The sequence below is a fragment of the Sphingopyxis sp. genome, from assembly GCF_050725655.1.
Classification (GTDB): Bacteria; Pseudomonadota; Alphaproteobacteria; order Sphingomonadales; family Sphingomonadaceae; genus Sphingopyxis.
In genome coordinates, this window is sequence record NZ_JBOHHT010000116.1 from 1 (window position 1) to 22,617 (window position 22,617).

23 protein-coding genes and 1 pseudogene are annotated in these 22,617 nt (G+C 64.4%); 15 read left to right on the top strand and 9 right to left on the bottom strand.

Features of this window, described 5'->3' with window-relative positions:
* Positions 1-45 precede the first annotated feature (45 nt).
* A complete protein-coding gene (locus ACREBX_RS18120; protein WP_431563131.1) occupies positions 46-807 on the bottom strand; it encodes an SDR family oxidoreductase in 762 nt (253 codons plus the stop codon).
* Positions 804-1,187 (bottom strand): dihydroneopterin aldolase, encoded by a 384-nt coding sequence (locus ACREBX_RS18125; RefSeq protein ID WP_431563132.1) that lies wholly within the window; start codon positions 1,185-1,187, stop codon positions 804-806. The genes ACREBX_RS18120 and ACREBX_RS18125 overlap by 4 nt, the downstream gene beginning before the upstream one ends.
* Before the next feature lie 89 nt (positions 1,188-1,276).
* Here ACREBX_RS18125 and ACREBX_RS18130 point away from each other — a divergent pair, with 89 nt between their 5' ends.
* From ACREBX_RS18130 to ACREBX_RS18145, 4 genes are all read left to right on the top strand, one after another.
* Positions 1,277-1,780 (top strand): GNAT family N-acetyltransferase, encoded by a 504-nt coding sequence (locus ACREBX_RS18130; protein WP_431563133.1) that lies wholly within the window; start codon positions 1,277-1,279, stop codon positions 1,778-1,780.
* 314 nt (positions 1,781-2,094) lie between these two features.
* On the top strand, positions 2,095-2,679 hold the full coding sequence (locus ACREBX_RS18135) for a DUF1285 domain-containing protein (RefSeq protein WP_431563134.1): 585 nt from the start codon (positions 2,095-2,097) through the stop codon (positions 2,677-2,679).
* Positions 2,679-3,263, top strand: coding sequence for a CoA pyrophosphatase (locus ACREBX_RS18140; RefSeq protein ID WP_431563135.1), 585 nt, complete (start codon positions 2,679-2,681; stop codon positions 3,261-3,263). The genes ACREBX_RS18135 and ACREBX_RS18140 overlap by 1 nt, the downstream gene beginning before the upstream one ends.
* A complete protein-coding gene (locus ACREBX_RS18145) occupies positions 3,260-4,480 on the top strand; it encodes a CCA tRNA nucleotidyltransferase (RefSeq protein ID WP_431563136.1) in 1,221 nt (406 codons plus the stop codon). Before ACREBX_RS18140 ends, ACREBX_RS18145 begins: the two co-directional genes overlap by 4 nt.
* Here ACREBX_RS18145 and ACREBX_RS18150 read toward each other — a convergent pair.
* From ACREBX_RS18150 to ACREBX_RS18160, 3 genes are all read right to left on the bottom strand, one after another.
* Positions 4,453-6,135 (bottom strand): putative bifunctional diguanylate cyclase/phosphodiesterase, encoded by a 1,683-nt coding sequence (locus ACREBX_RS18150; RefSeq protein WP_431563137.1) that lies wholly within the window; start codon positions 6,133-6,135, stop codon positions 4,453-4,455. The genes ACREBX_RS18145 and ACREBX_RS18150 overlap by 28 nt on opposite strands.
* Positions 6,136-6,224: 89 nt before the next feature.
* Entirely contained in the window at positions 6,225-8,525 is a 2,301-nt protein-coding gene (gene parC / locus ACREBX_RS18155) for a DNA topoisomerase IV subunit A (RefSeq protein WP_431563138.1), read from the bottom strand.
* 51 nt (positions 8,526-8,576) lie between these two features.
* Complete coding sequence (locus tag ACREBX_RS18160) at positions 8,577-9,575, bottom strand: pyridoxamine 5'-phosphate oxidase family protein (protein ID WP_431563139.1); 999 nt, start codon at positions 9,573-9,575, stop codon at positions 8,577-8,579.
* A gap of 144 nt (positions 9,576-9,719) precedes the next feature.
* On the opposite strand from ACREBX_RS18160, the gene ACREBX_RS18165 reads away from it, so the two are divergent.
* Positions 9,720-11,063, top strand: a complete 1,344-nt coding sequence (locus ACREBX_RS18165; protein WP_431563140.1) for an acyltransferase family protein — start codon at positions 9,720-9,722, stop codon at positions 11,061-11,063.
* A 115-nt stretch (positions 11,064-11,178) separates the two neighbouring features.
* On the opposite strand, the gene ACREBX_RS18170 is transcribed toward ACREBX_RS18165, so the two are convergent.
* A protein-coding gene (locus ACREBX_RS18170; RefSeq protein WP_431563141.1) for an IS630 family transposase occupies positions 11,179-12,136 on the bottom strand; the annotation gives its coding sequence in 2 pieces (ribosomal slippage) (positions 11,179-11,815 and positions 11,814-12,136; 960 coding nt in all).
* A gap of 196 nt (positions 12,137-12,332) precedes the next feature.
* On the opposite strand from ACREBX_RS18170, the pseudogene ACREBX_RS18175 reads away from it, so the two are divergent.
* A pseudogene (locus ACREBX_RS18175) lies at positions 12,333-13,180 on the top strand (integrase core domain-containing protein).
* 832 nt (positions 13,181-14,012) lie between these two features.
* Here ACREBX_RS18175 and ctrA read toward each other — a convergent pair.
* Both ctrA and ACREBX_RS18185 read right to left on the bottom strand, forming a co-directional pair.
* On the bottom strand, positions 14,013-14,720 hold the full coding sequence (ctrA, locus tag ACREBX_RS18180) for a response regulator transcription factor CtrA (RefSeq protein ID WP_037513859.1): 708 nt from the start codon (positions 14,718-14,720) through the stop codon (positions 14,013-14,015).
* Between the two features lie 180 nt (positions 14,721-14,900).
* Positions 14,901-15,848: a LysR family transcriptional regulator gene (locus tag ACREBX_RS18185; RefSeq protein WP_431563142.1), complete on the bottom strand. Its 948-nt coding sequence runs from the start codon at positions 15,846-15,848 to the stop codon at positions 14,901-14,903.
* 139 nt (positions 15,849-15,987) lie between these two features.
* On the opposite strand from ACREBX_RS18185, the gene ACREBX_RS18190 reads away from it, so the two are divergent.
* From ACREBX_RS18190 to ACREBX_RS18220, 7 genes are all read left to right on the top strand, one after another.
* The gene (locus ACREBX_RS18190) at positions 15,988-16,683 is read left to right on the top strand and encodes a pirin family protein (RefSeq protein WP_431563143.1); all 696 of its coding nucleotides are present in this window, start codon (positions 15,988-15,990) and stop codon (positions 16,681-16,683) included.
* 124 nt (positions 16,684-16,807) lie between these two features.
* Complete coding sequence (locus ACREBX_RS18195; RefSeq protein ID WP_431563144.1) at positions 16,808-17,404, top strand: FMN-dependent NADH-azoreductase; 597 nt, start codon at positions 16,808-16,810, stop codon at positions 17,402-17,404.
* Between the two features lie 4 nt (positions 17,405-17,408).
* Complete coding sequence (locus ACREBX_RS18200) at positions 17,409-18,209, top strand: DODA-type extradiol aromatic ring-opening family dioxygenase (RefSeq protein WP_431563145.1); 801 nt, start codon at positions 17,409-17,411, stop codon at positions 18,207-18,209.
* A gap of 24 nt (positions 18,210-18,233) precedes the next feature.
* A complete protein-coding gene (locus ACREBX_RS18205; protein ID WP_431563146.1) occupies positions 18,234-18,917 on the top strand; it encodes an RluA family pseudouridine synthase in 684 nt (227 codons plus the stop codon).
* Positions 18,910-19,311 carry an alternative ribosome rescue aminoacyl-tRNA hydrolase ArfB gene (arfB, locus tag ACREBX_RS18210; protein WP_431563147.1) on the top strand — a complete coding sequence of 134 codons (402 nt, stop codon included), beginning with the start codon at positions 18,910-18,912 and terminating at the stop codon, positions 19,309-19,311. The genes ACREBX_RS18205 and arfB overlap by 8 nt, the downstream gene beginning before the upstream one ends.
* Before the next feature lie 7 nt (positions 19,312-19,318).
* Positions 19,319-19,909, top strand: coding sequence for an SOS response-associated peptidase (locus ACREBX_RS18215; protein ID WP_431563148.1), 591 nt, complete (start codon positions 19,319-19,321; stop codon positions 19,907-19,909).
* An 88-nt stretch (positions 19,910-19,997) separates the two neighbouring features.
* Complete coding sequence (locus tag ACREBX_RS18220; RefSeq protein WP_431563149.1) at positions 19,998-20,324, top strand: PilZ domain-containing protein; 327 nt, start codon at positions 19,998-20,000, stop codon at positions 20,322-20,324.
* On the opposite strand, the gene ACREBX_RS18225 is transcribed toward ACREBX_RS18220, so the two are convergent.
* Entirely contained in the window at positions 20,325-20,750 is a 426-nt protein-coding gene (locus tag ACREBX_RS18225; RefSeq protein ID WP_431563150.1) for an EVE domain-containing protein, read from the bottom strand.
* 140 nt (positions 20,751-20,890) lie between these two features.
* On the opposite strand from ACREBX_RS18225, the gene ACREBX_RS18230 reads away from it, so the two are divergent.
* Positions 20,891-21,820 (top strand): isopenicillin N synthase family dioxygenase, encoded by a 930-nt coding sequence (locus tag ACREBX_RS18230; RefSeq protein WP_431563152.1) that lies wholly within the window; start codon positions 20,891-20,893, stop codon positions 21,818-21,820.
* Between the two features lie 187 nt (positions 21,821-22,007).
* Positions 22,008-22,478 (top strand): hypothetical protein, encoded by a 471-nt coding sequence (locus ACREBX_RS18235; protein ID WP_431563151.1) that lies wholly within the window; start codon positions 22,008-22,010, stop codon positions 22,476-22,478.
* Positions 22,479-22,617: the final 139 nt, after the last annotated feature.

Sequence of the window (22,617 nt, forward strand, 5' to 3'; positions counted from 1 at the left end):
CGCTGCCACCTCCCCATCGCTCCGCGACAGGGAGGATCGATATGTTCAATCCCGCTCCAGCGCCACGAAATCGCGCTCCATCGGCGCGAGATGCGCCCCGCCGTCGACGAAGATCGTCTGCCCCGTCACCGCCTCGGCGCGCGCCAAAAACACAACCGCATCGGCGATCTGCGCCGGCGTCGGCAGCGCGCCGAGCGGCATAAGCTTGGCCAGCCGCTCGACCTGCGCCGCCGAATAATCGTCGGTCGCCATCGTCAGACCCGGCGCGACGGCATTGACGCGCGCGCGGTTCCCGAACGCGACCGCCAGCGTCGCCGTCGCCTGCCACAGCGCCGATTTGGACAGGCTGTAGGCGATCTGGTCGGGCACCGGATGCAACACGCGCTGGTCGACGATATTGACGATCGCCGGGCGCTTGCCCTCGCTCGCGGTGACGAGCGCCTTGGCGAGCATCACCGGAGCATGATGATTGACCTGCATCATCTCGGCGAGCGCGGTGGCCGACAGGTCGGACCATTCGCCCTCGGCGAACAACGCGGCATTGTTGACGAGCAGGTCGGGCACGCGGCCGAATTTGTCGGTTACGGCGGGAATCAGTGCATCGACCGCGGCTGGATCGGCAAGGTCGGCGGCGAAGCGGTGGCTGAGCGCGCCGGTCTCGGCGAGCGCTTCGGTAAGCACGGGATCTGCCTCGCCGGGACTGCGCTTGTGGATCGCCAGCGCATAGCCTTCGCGCGCGAGCCGCGCGGAAATCGCGGCGCCGACGCGGTGGAGCCCGCCCGTGACGAGAGCGAGCCTTTGCGTCACTTGCGCCCTTCCAAACGACTTCGGCGCATCGTGATGCCGATCTCTTCGCCGTCCTCGGCGATCGCGAGCTTGACGATCTTCACCTCGACCTCTTCGACCTTGTCGCCCTGCAGGAACAGCGTGTCGATGATATGGTCGGCGACGCTTTCGATCAGCACGAAATGGACATCCTTGGGAATGCCCTCCGTCGCCGCGAATTTCAGGTGCATGTAGTTTTTCGACGCGCTCAGCGGCGTCGCCGGAACATAATGATCGGCCATCGCAAGTTTCGCGCGCACCGAGATGCGCAGCGGCTGCGGCAGATGGGTTTCTTCGGAATAAATGCCGGTCAGCACCTGGACGGTCAGCCCGTCCACTTCCAGCCACAAACTATCGGTCACACGATCATCCTGCAGGTGGGCGCGACATTCGGCTTTGCAATACCGACACCGGACCCTAAAGCGCCGCCGCATTAGCGAAAGGGTACGCGTTGGTCGAGTTACTTCCATTATCGAATATCGAGCCGCAAGCCGTCGAGGATCTTCTCGACGCCGCTTTCGGATCGGATCGCTTTGGACGAACCGCCTATCGCATCCGCGAAGGCGTGGATGCGGTGCCGGCGCTCAGCTTTGCGCTGGTCGAGGATGGCGCGCTCGTCGGCACGATCCAGTGCTGGCCCGTCGCGCTCCGTGCGCCCGATACCGACGACATCCCGCTGGTGATGGTCGGTCCGGTCGCGATCCGCCCCGACGTCCAACGCGGCGGCCACGGCCGCGCGTTGATGGAACACATGCTGGATGCGGCCGAAACCCGGGCCGACGGCGCGCTGATGATGATCGGCGATCCCGAATATTATGGCCGATTCTTTGGCTTCACTGCGGACGCGACGGGCGAATGGGATTTGCCCGGCCCGTATGAGAAACGCCGCTTGCTCGCGCGGGCGGTAAACGGGCACGGCCTGCCGACGGGTGCGGGGATGATCGGGCCAAGGTAGGCGGTTCCCAGAAAATGCTGTCCTACATTATTCGGGCCGCATAGCCTTGAGGGATGGTCCCCGGTCTCCACTTGCAACGGCGATTTGCGAATGAAGTTGCCCAGTTTTCCGCCATTTCGCGGGATGTGCTCGCGCGCCCTCCTCGTCATCCCGGACTTGATCCGGGATCCATTCCCGACGACCGCAAATTTGCGCGTCAAAAGCGCATAGCGCGTGAAGTTGCGCAGTTTTCTGCCGAGTTTCCCTGCAAGCCCGTCGCTGCTTTCGCGCGGATGACGTCTTTACTTGAGCACCCACCTTCCTATGTCGGATGGATGGTCACCCCCGCACCGCCGCTTCCCAGGGAATTTTCGCAGCTCTCGCTGGCCGAGGCCGCCGAACTGCTTGGCGCGCGCAAATTGCCGCCGGTCGAGCAGTGGCACCCCGAGCGCACCGGCGACAGCGCGATGGAAATCCGCGCCGACGGCAGCTGGTTTCACGAGGGCGGGCGGATCAACCGGCCCGCGATGGTCAAGCTCTTCTCGACGATCCTGCGGCGCGAGGCCGACGGCAGCCACGTCCTTGTCACTCCCGCCGAGAAATTGAGCATCGCGGTCGAAGACACGCCGTTCCGCGCCGTCGAGATGAAGAGCGAAGGCGAGGGCGAAGCGCGCAAGCTCGTCTTTCGCCTCGACACCGACGATCTGGTGATGGCCGGCGCCGATCAGCCGCTGAGCTTTGGCAGCGATGCCGACAGCCCCGACCCGCGACTCCATGTCCGCGGCACGATCGGCAACGGGCTCGAGGCGCGGATCGACCGCGCGCTCTATTATGAGCTCGTCGAATTGGCGCTTGCTGAGGGCGGCGACACGCCCGCGATATGGTCCAACGGCACGCGCTTCGCGCTGGTGGACGCCTGATGCTTTCGGAAAAGCTGCGCGCCGCGCTCGACAATCTCCTGCCCGACGCGGGCGAGGACGAAACCTATCTTGGCACCCCGACGCTGCGCGATGCCGCGGTGCTGATCGCCTTTACCGACCGGCCCGACCCCGGCGTGATCCTGACCCAACGCCCGCAATGGCTGCGCAGCCATGCCGGGCAGGTCGCCTTTCCCGGCGGCAAGATCGATCCGGGCGACCGCGATGCGATCGACGCGGCGCTGCGCGAGGCGGAGGAAGAAATCGGCCTCAGCCGCCGCGACGTGATGGTGGCCGGCGTGACCGAACCCTATCGTTCGGGCAGCGGCTATATCATCACCCCGGTGCTCGGCGTCATCCCGCCCGATCTGCCGCTCGATCCCAATCCCGACGAGGTCGAAGACTGGTTCGAGGTGCCGCTCGACATCCTGTTCGATCCCGACAATTATGCGCGCCAGCATGCGAATTTTCAGGGGCACGACCGCCATTATTATGACATGGACTGGCAGGGACGGCGGATTTGGGGCGTGACGGCGGGAATCATCATCAATCTGGCGCGGCGGATGCCGGCGGGCTGGCACCGGTGACGGTGCTGCCCGCCGCCGAATGGCGCGACCGGCCCGGACTGCGGCGCATCGTCGCCGCGCTGACCGCCGATGGCGGGGCGGTGAAGATCGTCGGCGGCGCGGTGCGCGATACACTGCTGGATCTCCCCGTCACCGACATCGACCTCGCGACGCCGCTGCTGCCGGGGGAAGTGACGCGGCGGCTCGAGGCGGCCGATGTCAAGGTCATCCCGACCGGCATCGCGCACGGCACCGTCACCGCGATCGCCAGCGGCGACCATCATGAAATCACGACATTGCGCCGCGACGTCGAAACCGACGGGCGCCGCGCGACCATCGCCTTCGCCGACGACTGGCGCGACGACGCCGCGCGGCGCGACTTCACGATCAACGCGCTCTATGCCGACCCCGATTCCGGCGCCGTCGACGACTGGTTCGGCGGCCTTGCCGACCTCGATGCGGGGCGCGTCGCCTTCATCGGCGACCCCGCGACACGCATCGCCGAAGACCATCTGCGCATCCTGCGCTTTTATCGCTTCGCGGCCCGCTTCGGGCGCGGCGCCCTCGATGCCGTCAGTCACGCCGCGGTCGTGACCGCGCGCCAGTCGCTCAAAAGCCTGTCGCGCGAGCGGATCGCCGACGAACTGCTCAAGATCTTGTCGCTGCCCGATCCGCGCGCGGCCGTCGGGCAAATGGCCGCCGACGGCATTTTCGAAGTGCTGCTACCCGAACGCGATGCCGGCTTCGTCGCCGCATTCGACCGGCTGGTGGCTAATGAGGAAACCGCAGGCGTGGCTGTCGCGCCTTTGCGCCGCCTCGCGGCGCTGCTTCCCGCCGACGCCGCCATCGCCGAACAGGTCGCGAGCCGGTTGCGCCTGTCGACGCGCCAGCGCAAACATCTTGCAGCATTAGGAGGACGCCGCGCCGATAACGCACGGCCGGTCCGGCAGTTGGCGCATGCGATCGGTGTCGACGCCGCGCGCGACGTGCATCTGCTCGCGGACGACGCGGCTTCGGCAAAGGCTGCTGTCGCGGCGCTGTCGGGCTGGACCGTCCCCGAAATGCCGCTCAAGGGCGGCGACATCGTTGCACGCGGAATTGCGGTCGGCCCCGAGGTCGCGCGAATCCTGAAAGCGGTCGAGGCCGAGTGGGTGGAGGAGGATTTTCCGGATGCCGCCAGAGTCGCCGAACTTGTGGCGCAACTCGTCGATCAGAAGATCGGCCGCGCCAGCGACTGACGCCAATAATCGAGCGCGGCTTTGCTATCCATGGGCCGAGCGAACAGGAAGCCCTGCCCGAAATCGCATCCGAGCGCCGACAGCAAGCGCGCCTGGTCGGCGGTCTCGACCCCTTCCGCCGTCGTGCGCATGCCCAGTACTTCCGCCAGGCTCTGGATCGTGCGGACGATCGCGACCTTGTCGCGGTCGTCGACCATATGCTCGACAAAGCTGCGGTCGATCTTGAGCACGTCGATCGGCAAGCGCTGGAGATAGGCGAGGTTCGAATAGCCGGTGCCGAAATCGTCCATCGCGATCCGCGCGTCGAGCGCCTTCAACTCGCTGAGTACCGACAAAGCGAGGTCGGGGTCGCCGATGATCGCGCTTTCGGTCAGTTCGATCATCAGCCGTTCGCCGCCGATCTTCTGGTTTTCCAGTGCCTGACGCACCACGGTGGCGAGATCATCGCGCACCAGTTGGATCGCCGAGACGTTGACCGAGAAATAGCAGTCGACGATCGCGCCGCCATTCTGTTTGTCCCAATCCGCGAGGACCGCGGCGGCCTTGCTGATCGCCCATTGGCCGAGCGGAACGATCAGCCCCGAATCTTCGGCGATCGGAATGAACTCGGTCGGCGAAACCGAATGGCCGCGGCTATGGTCCCAGCGCGCGAGCGCCTCGAACCCGGCGACGCGGCCGCTCGACAGCTCGATTAGCGGCTGGAAGGCGAGGTGCAGCCGGTCTTCCTCGATCGCGTTGCGCAGCTCGGTTTCCATCCCGAACCGGTTATCCGACAGCATCGCCGCTTCGGGCTCATAGATTTCGATGCGGTCGGTCTGCTTCGCGCGTTTGAGCGCGATCTGGGCATGGCGGAGCTGATCGGCGACATCGGTGTCAGCTGCGGGCTGGATCGCACAGCCGAGCGCGCAATCGACGCTGACCTTCAGTTCGCCGATGCGGAAGGGGTGGTCGAAACAGCCGCGGATGCGCCGCGCCATTTCACGCACATCGGCGCGGCCGCCCACGACGCGCGTGGATATGGCGAATTCGTCGCCGCCGGTGCGCGCCAATATGTCGCCGCTGCGCAGGCTCGATTTCAGCCGCCGGGCGACGGTGATGATCAGTTCGTCGCCGGCCATCGGCCCGATATGTTCGTTGATGCGGCTGAACCGCGCAAGGTCGAGCAGCAGGATCGCATGGTCGGCGCCGACGCCATCGGTGATCGCGCGCTGTTCGACCAGTTCCTCGAACCCGGCCCGGTTGGGAAGGCCGGTCAGGCTGTCGGAAACCAGTTCGCGGCGCAGGTTGCGCTCGGTCATCATTTCCTGCGTCCGGTCGATCAGCGTCAGCAGGAACAGCCCGTCGTCGCCCGATTCGGTGGGCAGCGGACCGATCGAGCCGCGCAGGTCGCGCGCCGCGGGACCTGCGCCGAGCTGGCAGGAAAATTCCTGCGATTCGTCCGGATGTTGCGATGCGCGCTCGATTGCGCGCAGCATTTCGATCGGCGCCTCGACGCCCGCGGGCGACAGGCTCAACCGGTCGAACGCCGCATTGCTTGCATGGAGCCGGAAATTGCCGCGCGCCATCGGTCTGATCAGCGCGGCCGGAACCGGCAACGCGTCGATCCAGCCGACGAACAATAAGGGCCGGTCTTCGCCGGTTCTATCGATAGGCATAACAGAGGGTTTTGTGCGACCTTTCCCCATTGCCCAATGCCTAGGTCACGGGAAGTAAAGAAGGGATTTACGGCTACAACGAAATACGCTCAGCCGAAGCGATTGTTCCTCGGGAAACCGGTCGGAGGCATCCGCCCGGCGGCACCGCGCGCGACGCGCCAGGGGGCAAGGTCGGTTTCGGTCCGCGTGCGGCCGGTATCGCCCCCCATCGCCCAGCTCAATCCGTCGGCAAAGGCGAAGCTGACGGCATCGGACAGGCCGCCGTCGCGGTAGCGTTGCAGCATTACGCCCTGACCGCGCGCCATCACCGGCACCTCGGCGAGCGGAAAGACGACGAGTTTGCGGTTCTCGCCGACCACCGCGACGCTGTCGTCGCTCGCCAGAACCGGCCGCACGATGGCGAGCGCCGCCTTGGGTTTCAGGTTGACGACGTTGCGGCCCTTGCGCGTTTCGGCGACCACTTCGGCCATCTGCGCGACGAAGCCGTGGCCGCTCGACGAGGCGAGCAGCAGCCGGCCTTCGGCGCTCGCCGGGATCATCGCGACGATCCGCGCGTCGGGGTCGATGTCGACCATCAGCCGCAGCGGCTCGCCGAACCCGCGCCCGCCGGGCAGCTTGTCGGCGCCAACGGTGAAGAAACGCCCGTCGCTCGCCGCGATCAGCAACTTGTCGGTCGTTTGGGCGTGCGCGGCGAACAGCAGTTCGTCGCCTTCCTTGAACTTGAATTCGGCCCGCTGATCGGCGGCGACATGGCCGCGCTGAGCGCGGATCCAGCCGCGTTTCGACAGGATCACCGTCACCGGCTCTTTCTCGATCATCGCGTCCAAGGGAATCTCGCGCGCCGGCGCGGCTTCGGCGATCGTCGTCCGGCGCGCACCGAGCAGGGTCTCGAGCCCGTAAACCGCGCGCAGCTTCTCCAGGTCCTTGCGCAGCCGCGTCTTCTGCCGCGCCGGGCTCTCGACCAGCTTCACCAGCTCTTCGCGTTCGGCAGTCAAATCGGCCTGCTCGCGCTTCAGTTCCATTTCCTCGAGCTTGCGCAAGCTGCGCAGGCGCATGTTGAGGATCGCTTCGGCCTGCCGGTCGGTCAGGATGAATTCTTCGATCATCACGGGCTTCGGCTCATCCTCGGTGCGGATGATCTCGATGATCCGGTCGAGATTGAGGAAGGCGATGATATAGCCCGCGACGAGCTCAAGCCGGTCGTCGATCTTCGCGATGCGATGCTGCGCGCGGCGGACGAGCACGACGATCTGGTGTTGCAGCCATTCGGTGAGCAGCTGGTGCAGCCCCATCACCTTCGGTGTGCGCGTCGCGTCGAGGACGTTCAGATTGAGCGCGAAGCGGTTTTCGAGATCGGTCAGCCGGTAGAGGCTTTCCTTGAGGATGTCGGGGTCGACGTTGCGGCTCTTGGGCTCGATGACGATGCGCAGATCCTCGGCGCTTTCGTCGCGGACATCCTCGAGGATCGGCAATTTCTTGTCGGCGATCAGCTGCGCGATCTGCTCGATCAGCTTGCCCTTCGCGACCCCATAGGGAATTTCGCTGATGACAAGCTGCCAGGTGCCGCCCGACTGTTTCTCGATCCCGCTGCCTTCCCAGCTATCGCCCAGCTTGCCGGTCGAAAAGCGCGCGCGGACGCGGAAACCGCCGCGCCCGGTTTCATAGGCGTGCGCAATCGTCTCGGCGCTGTCGACGACGATGCCGCCGGTCGCGAAATCGGGGCCTTTGACATGCTCGAGCAGTTCGGACAGCTCGGCCTGCGGGTTCTCGATCAGCACCAGCGCCGCGCCAATTACCTCGGCGGCGTTGTGCGACGGGATGTTCGTCGCCATGCCCACCGCGATCCCGCTCGCGCCATTGGCGAGCAGGTTCGGGAACAGCCCCGGCATGATTTCGGGCTCTTCATACTCGCCATTATAGGTCGGCTTGAAATCGACCGTGCCATCGTCGAGGCCCTGCATCAGGTCGATCGCGACGCGCGTCAGCCGCGCCTCGGTATAACGATAGGCAGCGGCATTATCGCCGTCGATATTGCCGAAATTGCCTTGGCCGTCGACGAGCGGATAGCGGAGCGAGAAGTCCTGCGCGAGGCGGACCATCGCGTCATACACCGAAGTGTCGCCGTGCGGGTGGAACTTGCCGATGACGTCGCCGACGACGCGCGCCGATTTCTTGTAGCCCTGCGACGGGTCGAGCCGCATCGCGCGCATCGCCCAGAGCAGGCGGCGGTGGACGGGTTTCAATCCGTCGCGCAGGTCGGGCAGCGACCGCGCGGTGATCGTCGACAGCGCATAGACGAGATAGCGTTCGGACAGCGCGCTGTCGAACGGGGTATCGGTCATGCCGGGGACGGGTGCATTGCTGTCGGGATCGTCGGTGGTGGTCGCCATTGTCTGGCGCCGATAGCAAGGCTGGCGCGCCAAGGCAAAGGGGGATGCGGATTAGTAGAGGTTGTCCTTATAATCCTTGTCGAGACCCTTCTGCATAAAGCCGGGAATCGAAACCACCGCGCTGGCGATCCGCGCGCCGATGCCCTTGTTTTTGTTCAGCCGCAGATGCTCGGCGAACATCTTGGCGGGACTGATGTCGGCGGGGGCGGCAGCGGCGGGCCACAGCGCGGCGCGGCGAAGCGCGGCGCTGGGCGCGACGCGGATGGTGAGGTCGTCGATGCGCGCAGCGAGCAATGGTTGCTTGTCGCGTACATTGAAGGGCGCGCGCGCGGCTTCGGCGCTCGTCAGCGTCGCCGATCCGGTGAAGGTCGCGACCGAGCAGGAGCCGGGGATCAACAGCGCTGCGGCGATACGCGGCTGCGCAATGATATTGCGAAAACTGTCGGTGCGCCGGTTGCCGGGGCGGTCGGGGAAGCAGAGCGCGTCGCCATCCTTGCGCGCCATCAGCCCCGCCGGGTCGCCCTTGGGGCTGAGGTCGGCGGCGCCCTTGGCGTCGATCGTCGCAAGCGCCATGAAGCGGCTCGCCGCGACGAAAGCATCGGCATCGGCGGGCGCATCCTCGGCGGGTTCGGCCTTCCAGAAGTCCGACCGGATCAGCGCCTTGGCGCAATGGACATAGCATTCCTCGACCGCGATCCGCGCCACGCCGTCGGCGCTCTCGACGCGGCCGTTGACGCGCAATGTCTCGCCGATTCCGGGGAGGAGGAACAGCGATCCGAACCCCGCGCCGGGGCGGAGAAGGGCGGGGTCGTCGAAAAGCTCGAGCGGGATCGAGAGTGTCGCCGCACTGCCTCCCGCGAAACCCCGTGCCCCGCCGGCGAGCGTGATCGCGATGCCGGTGTCATCCCCGGTGCCCGCGAACATCAGCGGCGAGGCGGCAAGCCAGCGCAGCGCGGTGGCATCGAGATGGTCGATCACCTTCAGGTCGATCGCGGGCGGCGCCTTGCCCACCACGGCTTCGAGTGCGGCGATGCTGTCGATGGCGGTCACGGCGTCTCCTTCGCTCAAGGTCTGCATCATGGCCTTGTTGCGATTAATTCGCAATAAGTTTCGCTTCTGATCTTTTGTTCACAAGGACTTGAGCTTGCGCCGCGCGCCATTAGGTTCGATGTCTGATAGGGAAGGGATGGGATATTGACCGAAAGCCGCGAGGGCGCACGCCGCAAGAGCATCTGGTCGCGCGCAAGCGAGATGGCCGCTGAGGCGCCGCCCGAACGCAACCGTTACGTCGATTTCCTCCGCGCGCTGTCGATCCTCGCGGTCGTCGTCGGTCACTGGCTCGTCGCGGCGCCCTATATCAAGGACGGCGCGGTCGAGGGTGGGCATTTGCTCGGCATCCTGCCGTGGACGCAGTGGCTGACCTGGGGATTCCAGGTGATGCCGCTCTTCTTTCTCGTCGGCGGTTTCTCGAACGGCATGTCGTGGGCGGCGACGCAGCGCAAGGGCGGCAACTATGAAGGCTGGTACAGCGGGCGGCTGCAACGGCTGATCAATCCGGTGCTGCCGCTGTTCCTGATCTGGACGCTCGTCGCGATGTTCGGGACGCTCGCGGGGATCGACCGCGGCATCGTCGCGATGGCGGCGCAGCTCGCGCTGATCCCCGTGTGGTTCCTCTCGGTCTATCTGATGGTCGCGGCGGTCGTGCCGCTGACGTGGCGGGCGTGGAAGCGCTGGGGGTTCGCCTCCTTCTGGGCGCTCGTCGCGGGCGCGGTGGCGATCGACGTCGCGGCGCTGCGCTTCGATGTGCCTTATGTCAACTTCCTCAACTTCGCTTTCGTCTGGCTCGCGATCCACCAGCTCGGCTTTGCGTGGAGCGAAGGGCGCCTCGCGCCGGGCAGGGCGCTCTTGTGGGGCATCGGCGGGCTGGTCGCTCTCGGGCTGCTTGTCGGCTTCGGGTCCTATCCCGTCGCGATGATCGGCGTGCCGGGAAGCGGTCTCAGCAACTCGATGCCGCCGACACTCGCGCTGCTGGCGCTCGGCATCGCACAGGCGGGTTTCGCGCTCGCGCTCGAACCCGCGGGACGGCGGATGCTCGATAATATCCGCGTCTGGACCAGCGTCGTGCTCGTCAACGGCATGATCATGACGATCTACCTCTGGCACCTCACCGCATTCGTGCTCGTGATGGTTGCGGCGTGGCTGCTCGGCGGGATCGGGCTCGATGTGGCGCCGGGCAGCACCGCATGGTGGCTCGCGCGCCCGGTCTGGTCTATCCTCTATATTGCGGCGCTTTTCCCGCTGATCACGCTCTTTGCCCGCTACGAGCGCGCGAGCAAGGACAGCGGCGAGGTGCCGCACTGGCGCCTGATCGTCGGGCTGCTCCTCATCTGCGCGGGGCTTGGCGCCACGGCCGCGATCAGCATCGCGAGCCCGCTGGGCGTGACCGGCGTGCGCCTCTGGCTCGTCGCGTTGCCCTTCGTGGGCGCCGCGATTGCGCAATTCGGTCCCATCCATGGGCTGACCCAGTCGCGGGCCTAACCCGCGGCGCGCGGCGGAGGCGGGCAAGTGGAATGTCCGGTAGGGGGCAGGAAGCGGACATCTCCTGCTTTCGTCATCCCGGACTTGATCCGGGATCCATTAGAGCATCGTGCTTTTAATCTGCAACATATCCGGCGTGTTTGAGATAGTTGCGACATTCGTGTGGTGAGTAGAGGTTGCAGATGTTGCCGACGGCTTTCCAGAGGGCGTCGATGGTTCGGGCCTTGGCTTTTCGCAGATGGGCTTTGAGCTTTGCAAACGCCATTTCGATCGGGTTCAGGTCCGGGCTGTAGGGCGGCAGAAAGAGGAACCATGCACCGCGCGCCTTGAGGATGGCATTGGCCTTCTCGCTTTTGTGGCTGGAGAGATTGTCGAGGATCACCATGTCGCCGGGCTTGAGCGTCGGAGCGAGCTGGGTTTCGACATAGGTTTCGAAGGTCCGGCGGTTCATCGGAGCGTCGATGACCCAAGGAGCGGTCAGGCCATCGTGGCGTAGCGCGGCGATAAAGGTTTGCGTTCCCCAATGGCCGAAGGGAGCCTTCATCTTCAGCCGCTCTCCCCGGCGCGCCCGGCCGCGCAGGCGGGTCATCTTGGTCGTCGTGCCGGTTTCGTCGATAAACACCAGCCGTTCCGGGCGTTTCTTCATCCAAGGCTGGCGGTGCTCTTGCCACACCCGCCGGGCGTGGGCGATGTCAGCGCGATCGGTCTCGCTGGCCAGCAGCGTTTTTTTTGACGGTAAAGCCATGCCGGATCAATAACCGCGACAGCGAGGCCGGATGCGCCTTCGCTCCGCGCTCAACCAACAATTTGGCAGCCAGCTCGGGCATGGTGATCTCGCCATTGGCCTCAACCCAGCCGACCAGGGCCTCAATGTGACCCGTCAACCGGCCGCCGCCAGCGGGGCGCCCCTGCTTTGCGGGCTCCAGCAAGCCCGTCTCGGCCTTGCGGCGCATCAGCCGGATCGCCGTCGAGGGCGCAACCCCGAACCGGCGAGCCGCCGCACGACAGGATCGCCCGCGCTCAACCTCGCCGATAATCCGAACCCGAAGATCCGCCGAACTGCTCTTGCCCATAATCCACCTCCGACAACGGTGAATCACAAATCGCCGCCAAGGGGTATCACCCCGATTCCTATTTCAGGCGCAATGCTCTAGCGCAACGGTAGCTGTGGACCCCGGATCAAGTCGGCGATTATCCCCTTGCGACATCTAGTTGTTTGGTCCCAGTGTGTGATGGTGTAATATTATCATCATCGCAGCGGAGGGACTTATGGGACAGGTTCTACATGGGAGCGCCAAGACCACGCACGCCATTCGAGGCGAGCTACAGTGATCGCAAGCTTCGGTCGCGAGCCTCGCCAAAAGGTTCGGGATCAACGAGAAGACGGTGATCAAATGGCGCAAGCGGCGGTCTGTCGAGGACATGCCTATGGGTCCCAAGGAGCGCCGCAGCACGGTTCTTTCGCATCCCTGCATCGCTGTCTGCAACGTTATGGCATCTCGCGTCTGCCGAAGGCGGATCGGGAAAAGCCCAAAAAGTTCAAGCGATACGAGATCGGCTACTTCCATATCGATATTGCCGAACTGCGCTATGAGGGCGGCAAAGGCTTCCTGTTCGTTGCGGTGGATCGCACCTCGAAGCTCGTGTTCGCCCGCATCTATCGCAAGGCAACCAAGCTGGCGGCGGCGGCTTTCCTCAAGGTGCTGGTCAAAACGGTGCCCTATAAAATCCACACCATCCTGACCGATAACGGCGTGCAGTGCACCGACCGCTACCAGAGCGATGGCCGTGGCTGGATCAGCCATATCTTCGGTCGCGTCTGCGGGCAGAATGGAATCGAACACCGGCTCACCAAACCCTATCACCCCTGGACCAACGGCCAGGCCGAACGCATGGTCCGAACGATCAAGGAAGCGACCGTCAAATCCTTCCACTACAGCTCGGTCCAGGAACTGCGACGCCATGTTCGCGACTGGCTCACCGCCTATAACTTCGCCAAGCAGCTCAAGGCCCTCCGGTTCAAAACACCGCATGAAGCCATCGAAGAACTCTGGAAATCAAAGCCGGAAATCTTTAATGTAAAGCCACACCATCACACACCGGGACCAAACACCTAGGCGGCTGTTCCCCGGCGAAGGCCGGGGTCCAGAGCGTTGGAAAGCCACGGTTGCCCGATGACGCCCTGGGCCGTGTTGGGAGTCACGTGCCTCCCAACACCCTTCGCCGGGGAACAGCTACATGTTCGAAAGGGACGGTCACCGATCAAGTCTGGGGTGGCGAGGAAGGGGCATATCCTCCCTGTGCCGCAGGCATGGGGAGGTGCAGCGCGAAGCGCTGACGGAGGGGCTTATGGCGTGACGTCGCGGCCCCTCCACCACCGATACGCGGCGGTCACCCTCCCCACGGCTCCGTCGCGGGGAGGATTACGTCCGCAACTGGTCGATTGCGGTCGCGGCGCGATCGGCGACGTGAGTGGACTGACGCCCAGCAGCTTGGCTCAATGGCCAGAAGCCCGTCAGCCGAAGTGACGACGAAACCAACCCCGCTTTTTGGGAACGACTGGGGGTTGGCCGGAAAGCCGCACCAGATAATTGCCCAAGATAGCCGCTTGCTGCTTAGTCATAAGGAACCGAAACAAATCGGGGTCGTGCTTCTTTGCCGCTTCCGAAGACCGTACGCTTTCGAGCCGGAGCATTATACGGTCACCCGCATCCTGGTGTGACCAGCCGACCAGTGCTCCAAAACTCTCCATCATCTCGCCCTGCCCCTCACGATTTTCGCGCGACTGATGCCGACAGCCCGCATCGGTGGTTACCAGACCTTCAGTGAAATGTCGTCTAACGGTCGCTAGCTGCGTTCCCGCGCATTATGGTCGACACGCCAAAAGAAAACCGGCGCGGATCGCTCCGCGCCGGGTTCCCTCGGTAAACTTATGTGAAACGTTCCGCGTCAGGCGACGCGGCGCACTTCATTGCCTTCGTCGTCGATGTCGCGAAGGACATAACCGCGGCCCCAGACCGTCTCGATATAATTTTCGCCGTGGCAGGCGAGCGCGAGTTTCTTGCGCAGCTTGCAGATGAAGACGTCGATGATCTTCAGTTCGGGCTCGTCCATGCCGCCATACAGGTGGTTCAGGAACATTTCCTTGGTGAGCGTCGTGCCCTTGCGCAGCGAGAGCAGCTCGAGCATCTGATATTCCTTGCCGGTCAGATGCACGCGCGTTGTGTCGACCTCGACCGTCTTGGTATCCAGGTTGACCGCCAGCTTGCCCGTCTTGATGACGCTCTGGCTGTGGCCCTTCGACCGGCGGACGACCGCATGGATGCGGGCGACCAGCTCGTCGCGGTGGAACGGCTTGGTGACATAATCGTCGGCGCCAAAGCCGAACGAGCGCACCTTCGAATCCATTTCCGAAATGCCCGACAGGATCAGCACCGGCGTCTGCACCTTGGCGGTGCGGAGCTTCTTCAGCACGTCATAGCCGTGCATGTCGGGCAGGTTCAGGTCGAGCAGGATGATGTCGTAATCATAGAGCTTACCCAGGTCCAAGCCTTCCTCACCGAGATCGGTGGTATAGACATTGAAGCCTTCGGTCGTGAGCATCGTATCGATCGCTTTCGCGGTCGTCGGCTCGTCCTCGATCAGCAGTACGCGCATTGGGCACCCCTTTTTCCACGATAATCCCGCGAACCGATCGCGTGACCATCAAGGATGTCACCGACCAACCCCCCGTTGCAGGACTGCCGGAACATTAACCACGAAACTAATGAAGGGAAAAGGTTAATTTTGATTTAACCCGCAGAAGTCCGCGAGTCGCGGCCATTTTGCAACACTGGTTCAGGCGGATTTCACGCTATGGTGAAGCGCGATATAGCGATCGTGCGCGCCGGTACACGACATCTTCAGCGTGTCGACCAGATGGTCCGAAAGCGCGCGCACGCGTGCCGGGCGCAGGCGCGACGGCGGCGACAACAGGTGCAGGTGCGATTGCGGCAGCGACCAGTCGGTCAGGATCGGCACCACCGCCCCCGTAGCCAGTTCGTCGGCAGCGATGAAGTCGGGCAGCGCCGCGATCCCGACCCCCGCAACGACCAGCGGCACCGCAACATCTCCATTGTTCGCGAACAGCGGCCCGGTGGGCAGCACGGTCGCCTCTTCGCCCTTGCGATGAAAATGCAGCGGCATCGCGCGCTGGCGGTGGCCGTAACCGATCAGCCGATGACCTGCGAGTTCAAGCGGGTGCTTCGGCGTGCCATGCTTTTCCAGATAGGCGGGGCTGGCGATCACCGACGCCGCGACCGGCGCGATCGTGCGCGCGAGCAGGCTCGAATCGGCGAGCGGCGAAATGCGCAGCGTCAGGTCGATGCCTTCGGCGACGGGATCGTTTCGCGCGTCGCTCAGCAGCACCTCGATTTCGACCGCCGGATGCCGCTCGAGAAAGACCGCGAGCGGCGGCCCGAGCACCTTGATGCCGAAGCTCATCGGCGCGGCGAGGCGGATCGGCCCCGCCAGGTCGACCCTGTCGCCGCGCGCAGCTTCCGTGGCCGCGGTCGCCGCCGAGACCATCGCGCGCGCCTCGTCGAGCAGGCCGGCGCCCGCGGTCGAGACCGCGACGACGCGCGAGCTTCGGTGCAGCAAGGTGATACCCAGCGACGCCTCGAGCCGCGTCACCGCTTTCGACACGCTCGCCTTCGACAGCCCAAGCGATGCCGCGGCGGCGGTAAAGCTGCCGCCATCGGCGACAGCGACAAAACAGGCCCAGCCTTCATAGTCGGGAAGCGCCACACAATAGCTCCTGAATGGAAACGATGGTTTTCCATCTATGCTATTTTCGAAACGATCCCAATCCCTATTTTGTCCTCAACAGATGAACACCGCCGGGCACCTGAAACGCCAGGGCGGTCACCAAGAAAGGACAAGGCCAATGATCGACATCCGCAAATTCGACAGCTTGGGCCACGCCAACCACGGCTGGCTCGACGCCCGTCACCATTTCTCGTTCGCGAACTATCACGATCCGAAGCGGATGGGCTGGGGCGCGCTGCGCGTCTGGAACGACGATGCCATTGCGGCGCAGTCGGGTTTCCCTCCGCATCCGCACCGTGACATGGAAATCATCACCTATGTCCGCACCGGCGCGATCACCCACCGCGACAGCATGGGCAACACCGGCCGCACCGTGGCGGGCGATGTCCAGGTGATGAGTGCCGGCACCGGCGTGACGCACAGCGAGTTCAACCTTGAGGATGAGGAAACGACGCTGTTCCAGATCTGGATCATGCCCGACCGTGATGGCGGCAATCCGGGCTGGGGCGCTCGCCAGTTCCCCAAGGCCGACCGGTCGGGCCAGTTCGTGACGCTGGCGAGCGGGATCGAGGGCGACGAAGCCCTGCCGATCCGCGCCAACGCCCGCGTTGCGGCGGCAGCGGTGAACGCCGGTGAGCGTGTCTCCTACGATCTCGAAGCCGGGCGCCATGCCTATCTGGTCGCTGCCAAGGGCCGCATCCGCGTCAACGGCGAGGATGCCGATCCCCGCGACGGCATCGCGCTCCGCGATGTCGGTACGATCGAGGTCGAGGCGCTCGACGACGCCGAGCTGGTGCTCGTCGACAGCCTCTAAGAAGCCCCCCGGGCCGCCGACGTCCCCTCCCTGACGGCGGCCCAACCGGTGCCGCGAGTTCCCCGAAAAATATACGGGCGGCTCGCGGCACCCCCCTCCCCTGAAGTGAAAAGGAGTATTTGATATGACCCATATTCTTCGGATCGACGCCAGCGCCCGCAACGAAGGTTCGACGACGCGTCCGCTCGCCGACCAGCTGGTCAACCGCCTTGTCGAACAGGGTTACGGCGCCACCGTAACCCGCCGCGACCTCAACACCGCACCGCCCGCGCTGCTCACCGAAAGCTGGATCGGCGCCAACTTCACCGACGAAGAGGCGCGCAGCGACGAACAAAAGGCGGTGCTCGCGGGGTCCGACGAACTGATCGCCGAACTCGAAGCCGCCGATACGATCGTCATCACCGCGCCGATCTACAATTTCGCAATCCCAGCGTCGCTGAAAGCCTGGGTCGACCTGATCGCCCGCGCGCGCCGCACTTTCCGCTATACCGAAGCCGGTCCCGAAGGGCTGCTGACGGGCAAGCGCGCGTTCATCGTTTTTGCCTCGGGCAGCGTACCGTTGGGCAGCGAGGTCGATTTCGCGAGCGGTTACCTGAAGCATATTCTCGGCTTTGTTGGCATCACCGACGTTACGATCATCGCCGCCGACGGCCATATGATGGACGGCGAAGCCGTCGCTCGCGCCACCTCGACGATCGATGGCCTGAAGCAGGCTGCCTGAACCGATGCGCCGTCTCCCGAGCCTCTTCCTTTCGCACGGCTCGCCGATGATGGCGCTCGAGCCCAGCCCGGCGCGGACCTTCCTCGCCGGGCTGGGCGCCCAACTCCCACGCCCGCGCGCGATCCTCGTCGTGTCGGCGCATCATGATGCGGCGTATCAGGGCGGCCGTGCGACCGTAACCGCATCGCCGGCGCCGCCGACGATCCACGACTTCGGCGGCTTTCCCGACGAACTGTTCGCGATGCGCTATCCCGCGCCGGGCGACCCGCTGCTCGCTGCACGCATCGTCGAGCTGCTTGCCAGTCACGGCCTTGCCGTCACTGCCGATCCCGAACGCGGCCTCGATCACGGCGCATGGGTGCCGCTCTCCCTCATCTATCCTGAGGCCGACATCCCCGTCGTCCAGCTCTCGATCGCCTCGAACGCCTCGCCCGAATGGCATTATGCGCTCGGCCAGGCGCTCGCGCCGCTTCGCGACGAGGATGTACTCGTCGTCGGATCGGGCAGCATCACGCACAATCTGCGCGCCCTGTTCGCGGCGCGCCTGCCGATCGACGCCCCGGCGCCGGCGTGGGTCACCGACTTCACCGACTGGGTTGCGGACCGCATGACGGCGGGCGCCATCGGCGACGTGCTGCACAGCGTCGAGCGTGCCCCGCACGGCACCGATAATCACCCGACCCCTGACCATATCCTGCCGCTATTTGTTGCGATGGGCGCGGGCGGGGCACCCTTTAAAGCCGAGCGGCTGCACCACAGCGCGACCTACGGTCTGCTCGCGATGGACGTTTACGCTTTCGGCTGACACGCGGCGCCCCTATAGCGCGCCATGCTCCTTTCAGATCGTGTTCTCTTCCTCGACGGCGAGGCCCTCGTCATCGACAAGCCTGCGGGCCTTCCCGTCGACGCCCCGCGCGACGGCAGCATCAGCCTCGAGAATCATCTCGACCTCCTGAAATTCGGCTTCAAGCGCTGGCCGCTCGCGGTCCATCGGCTCGACCGCGACACCTCGGGCTGCCTGCTCCTCGCGCGCAATCCCAAGGCGCACGGCCGTTTCACCCGCGCGTTCGAAAGCCGCGAGGTCGAAAAGCAATATCTCGCAATCGTCGATGGCGTCCCCGACGGCGACGGTGGAACGATCGACATCGCGCTCGCCAAGGTGTCGACCGCCGAAGACGGCTGGCGCATGGTCGGCGACCCGAAGGGCAAGCCATCGGTCTCGCATTGGGAAAAGCTCACGGTCGTCGGCGAGCGCAGTCTGCTGCGCTTCCGCCCCGAAACCGGCCGCACGCATCAGCTGCGCGTCCACGCGCTCGAAGGGCTCGGTTTCCCGCTCGTCGGCGACCCTGTCTACGGCCGCGGCGGCACCAGGACGCGCACCTTGCTTCACGCCGAACGGCTCGTCGTAAAACGTGACGTCAAGCCGTCGATAATTGCCGAGGCGCCGTTCCCCGACAGCTTCATCGCTTTGGGCTTCGTTGCACCGGAGGGAGCGGAGCCGACGCGTGGCTGAGATACCCGAGAGCGCGATTAGTGAAAAATTTCTCGCGGGCACGGGGCCGGGCGGTCAGAATGTCAACAAGGTCGCGACCGCGTGCCAGCTGCGCGTCAACGTCTATGCTCTCGGCCTCGCGCCCGATGCCTTCAAGCGACTGAAAACCCTAGCGGGCAGTCGAATGACGACCGAGGGCGAACTCATCATCCTGGCGCGCCGCTATCGCACACAGGAGGCGAACCGCGCCGATGCGCGCGAGCGCCTTTCCGAACTGATCGACGCCGCGCTCGTCCGCCCCGAACGCCGCATCAAGACCAAGCCGAGCAAAGCGGCCAAGGCGAAGCGCGTCGACAGCAAGAAAGCGCGCAGCACGGTCAAGGCCGGTCGCGGACGGGTGCGCGGAACCGACTAGCCTTGCGATGACGAACCTTTACCGCCTCGATGCCCCCGCCAGCACGATCGCCGCGGCGTTCGGCGCCGAGGCGGGCAATGACCCGTGGACCGGCGATTATGTCGCGCCGGGCCGTCCCGCACCGGTGATCGTCAGCGACGGCCGCGGCGGATCGCGACGTTACGTGCGCCCGAAACTATGGGGCGTCCCGCCGCCGCCGCAGGGCGACCGGCCGGTCACCACCGTCCGCAACCTGCAAAGTCCCTTCTGGATCGGGACGCTCCGCCACGCCGAATTGCGCTGCCTGATCCCCGCGACCGCCTTTGCCTATTGGTCGGGCGCCGAGGGTGCGCGGCAGCAGCACTGGTTCTCGGTGCCGTCGCGGCCTGTCTTCGCCTTTGCCGGAATCCATCGTCAGGGCGATGATTGGCCCTGCTTCGTGGTACTTACGACCGACCCCAACCGCCTGGTTGCGCACCACCAGCCAAAGGGCATGCCCGTGATCCTCCACCCGGAGGATTATGACACTTGGCTGAGCGGCGAGTGGCGCGCCGCCGTGGCGCTTGCGATCCCTTTTCCCAGCCAGTTGATGGCGGTCGGCGACACGCCACCGATGTAGCCGATTTTCACCATATTGCTTCACTTTGAGGTAACCAACGATACCCTAAAAGCCGCTCGACCAAGAATGAAATGCAGGGACCGAATCCGTGTTGGGGAATCACACCATCGAAACCAGGAAAGCGCCGACCGCCGGGCGCGGCGCCGAGCGCGCACCCGTGACCGCACGCGCGCGCTTCCGCGAACCGGGTCTGAACCCTTTCGACGTCGAACTGTTCGACCTGTCGTCGACAGGCTTTCGCATGGTTACGTCTTTTCGGCCCCAGATCGGCAAGCATATCTGGGTGAACCTGCCCGGGCTGCAGCCTTTGGAAGCCGTCGTCCGCCGCGCCGACGGCAATAATTACGGGTGCGAATTCGTCAATCCGCTCCACCCGTCGGTGGCGAAGCATCTGCAGCTCAAGCTGGGGCGCTAATCAGCCCTCGGGCTTCTCCGACTTTTTCAGGATATGTTTCCACTCTACCGGCGTCACGCGTCCGACCGACAGCCGCGACTGGCGGATCAGGTCCATGTCGGCGAGCTTGGGATCGGCCTTGATCGCCGCCAGCGTCACCGGATTGGCAAGCGGACGCACCGGCGCGACGCGCACCACCACCCACGGCGAACCCTTTTCGGCGGTTGGGTCGGGAAAGCTCTCCTCGGTTACGCGCATGATCCCCACGCATTCCTTGCCGATATTACTGTGATAGAAAAAGGCTTCGTCGCCGACCTTCATCGCCATCATGTTGAGCTTGGCGGTGTGATTGCGCACGCCGTCCCAGATGCCGGTGCCGTCCTTGACGAGCTGCTCCCACGCATAGGCGTCGGGTTCGGATTTCATCAGCCAATATGATTTTGCCATGCCGCCCTCTTAGCAAGCATCGCCATTTTGAAAAGAGCCCGCCTCTTTCCCTGCCCAGCCTCTTTCCCTGCATCGCCGACAGTCCTACATGCGGGAACAGAGTCGCGGAGGCCGAGCCTGCGCCCAATATGGATGATATGATGACTGACGCTGTTCCGACCATTTCGATGTCGCTTCCCGCCGACCAGTTCGCGAAAGATTTCGGGGCGTCGTTCGAACGCTTCGGCTTTGCGATGATCACCGACCATGGCATCGACCCCGCGCTGATCGACGAAGCCTGGGCGAAAGCGAAGGCATTTTTCGCGCTGCCCGAAGAGACCAAGCGCGCCTATCATATCGCCGGCGGCGGCGGCGCGCGCGGCTACACCCCGTTCGGCACCGAAATCGCCAAGGGCGCGAAGGAAGTCGACCTCAAGGAATTCTGGCACGTCGGCCGCGACCTGCCCGCCGGCCACCGCCTCGCCGCGCAGCAGCCGAACAATGTCTGGCCCGCCGAAGTCGAGGGTTTTCGCACCGCCTATGACAAGCTTTTCGCCGAATTCGACCGCGTCGGCGGACGGCTGCTATCGGGCATCGCGCACTACCTCGGCCTCGCGCCCGATTTCTTCGACGACACCGTCGCCGAAGGCAACAGCGTGATGCGCCTGCTTCATTATCCGCCGGTCGAGGCGCCCGCAAAGGGCATCCGCGCCGAAGCACATGAGGACATCAACACGATCACGCTGCTGCTCGGCGCCGAAGAAGCCGGGCTTGAAATCCTCGACAAGGACGGAAGCTGGCTTCCGGTCAGCCCGCCTGCGGGCGCGATGGCGGTCAATGTCGGCGACATGCTGCAACGGCTGACCAACAACAAGCTGCCCTCAACCACCCACCGCGTACGCAACCCCGACGCGGGCAGGGCAAGCGTCGCGCGTTACTCGATGCCCTTCTTCCTGCACTTCCGTTCGGACTATTCGATCGAAACACTGGAAAGCTGCGTCGATGCGTCGCACCCGAACCTCTATCCCGACCCGATCACTGCAGATGCGTATCTGCAACAGCGGCTGCGCGAGATCGGGTTGGTGAAGTAGGGCGACCGCCGCTTCCCCATCTTCGTGATCTCGGATCAAGTCCGGGATGACGATGAGGAAATGGCTGCTTTGGGGTGGGAAGAGGACCGTCAGCTTTCAGGACCTGTATGTCGTTAAGCGGACTGTCACGATTAAAGGCCCAAACTCAGGCAGACGAGCGCTTTTACTGCCTAGGAATGAGCCGAGCATGAAACCTTCGATAGGGATTGTAGTTACGATGCTCGCGGCCGCCGCCATTGCACCTGCAATGTCGGCCGAAAAGCCAGCTGATCAATTGGAAGTGCTTCAAGAACCTGAAATTCGGGTCATCGTTATCGGTCGTGAATGGGTGCCCAGCCCAGACGTCCGACAGGTTGCTTTCGATTTCGTAGAGAGGTTTGTAGCAGATGGCACTTGGCAGAGCTGGCGGGCCGAGCGCGCCTTGGTTCAGCTAGAAGGCGTATGGACAATCGAAAACGACAAGCTTTGCGTCAAACTTACGAAAGGACGCTCAGGCGATCCCAAAGTCGGCGATACCCGTTGCCGGGCAGTGCGGCGGACCGTCGGCAGTGATAGAATTGCAATGACTGATCTCGATGCTCCCATCGATGGGGCCGATCAATTAGTTGTTTTCTCGGAGAGGCCGTTTTTCCCGAGCGACGGCTTTCGACGGCGCTAGCTGGCCGTCCAACGTCAAATTATGGTCGATTTCGGTCATTGCTCCCAGATCGGCAACGAATGGCTAAAATGGGGTTGTGAGCAGCCGTTGTCTGCCATCCCTGTTCCCCGGCGAAGGCCGGGGCCCAGAGCGTTAGAGA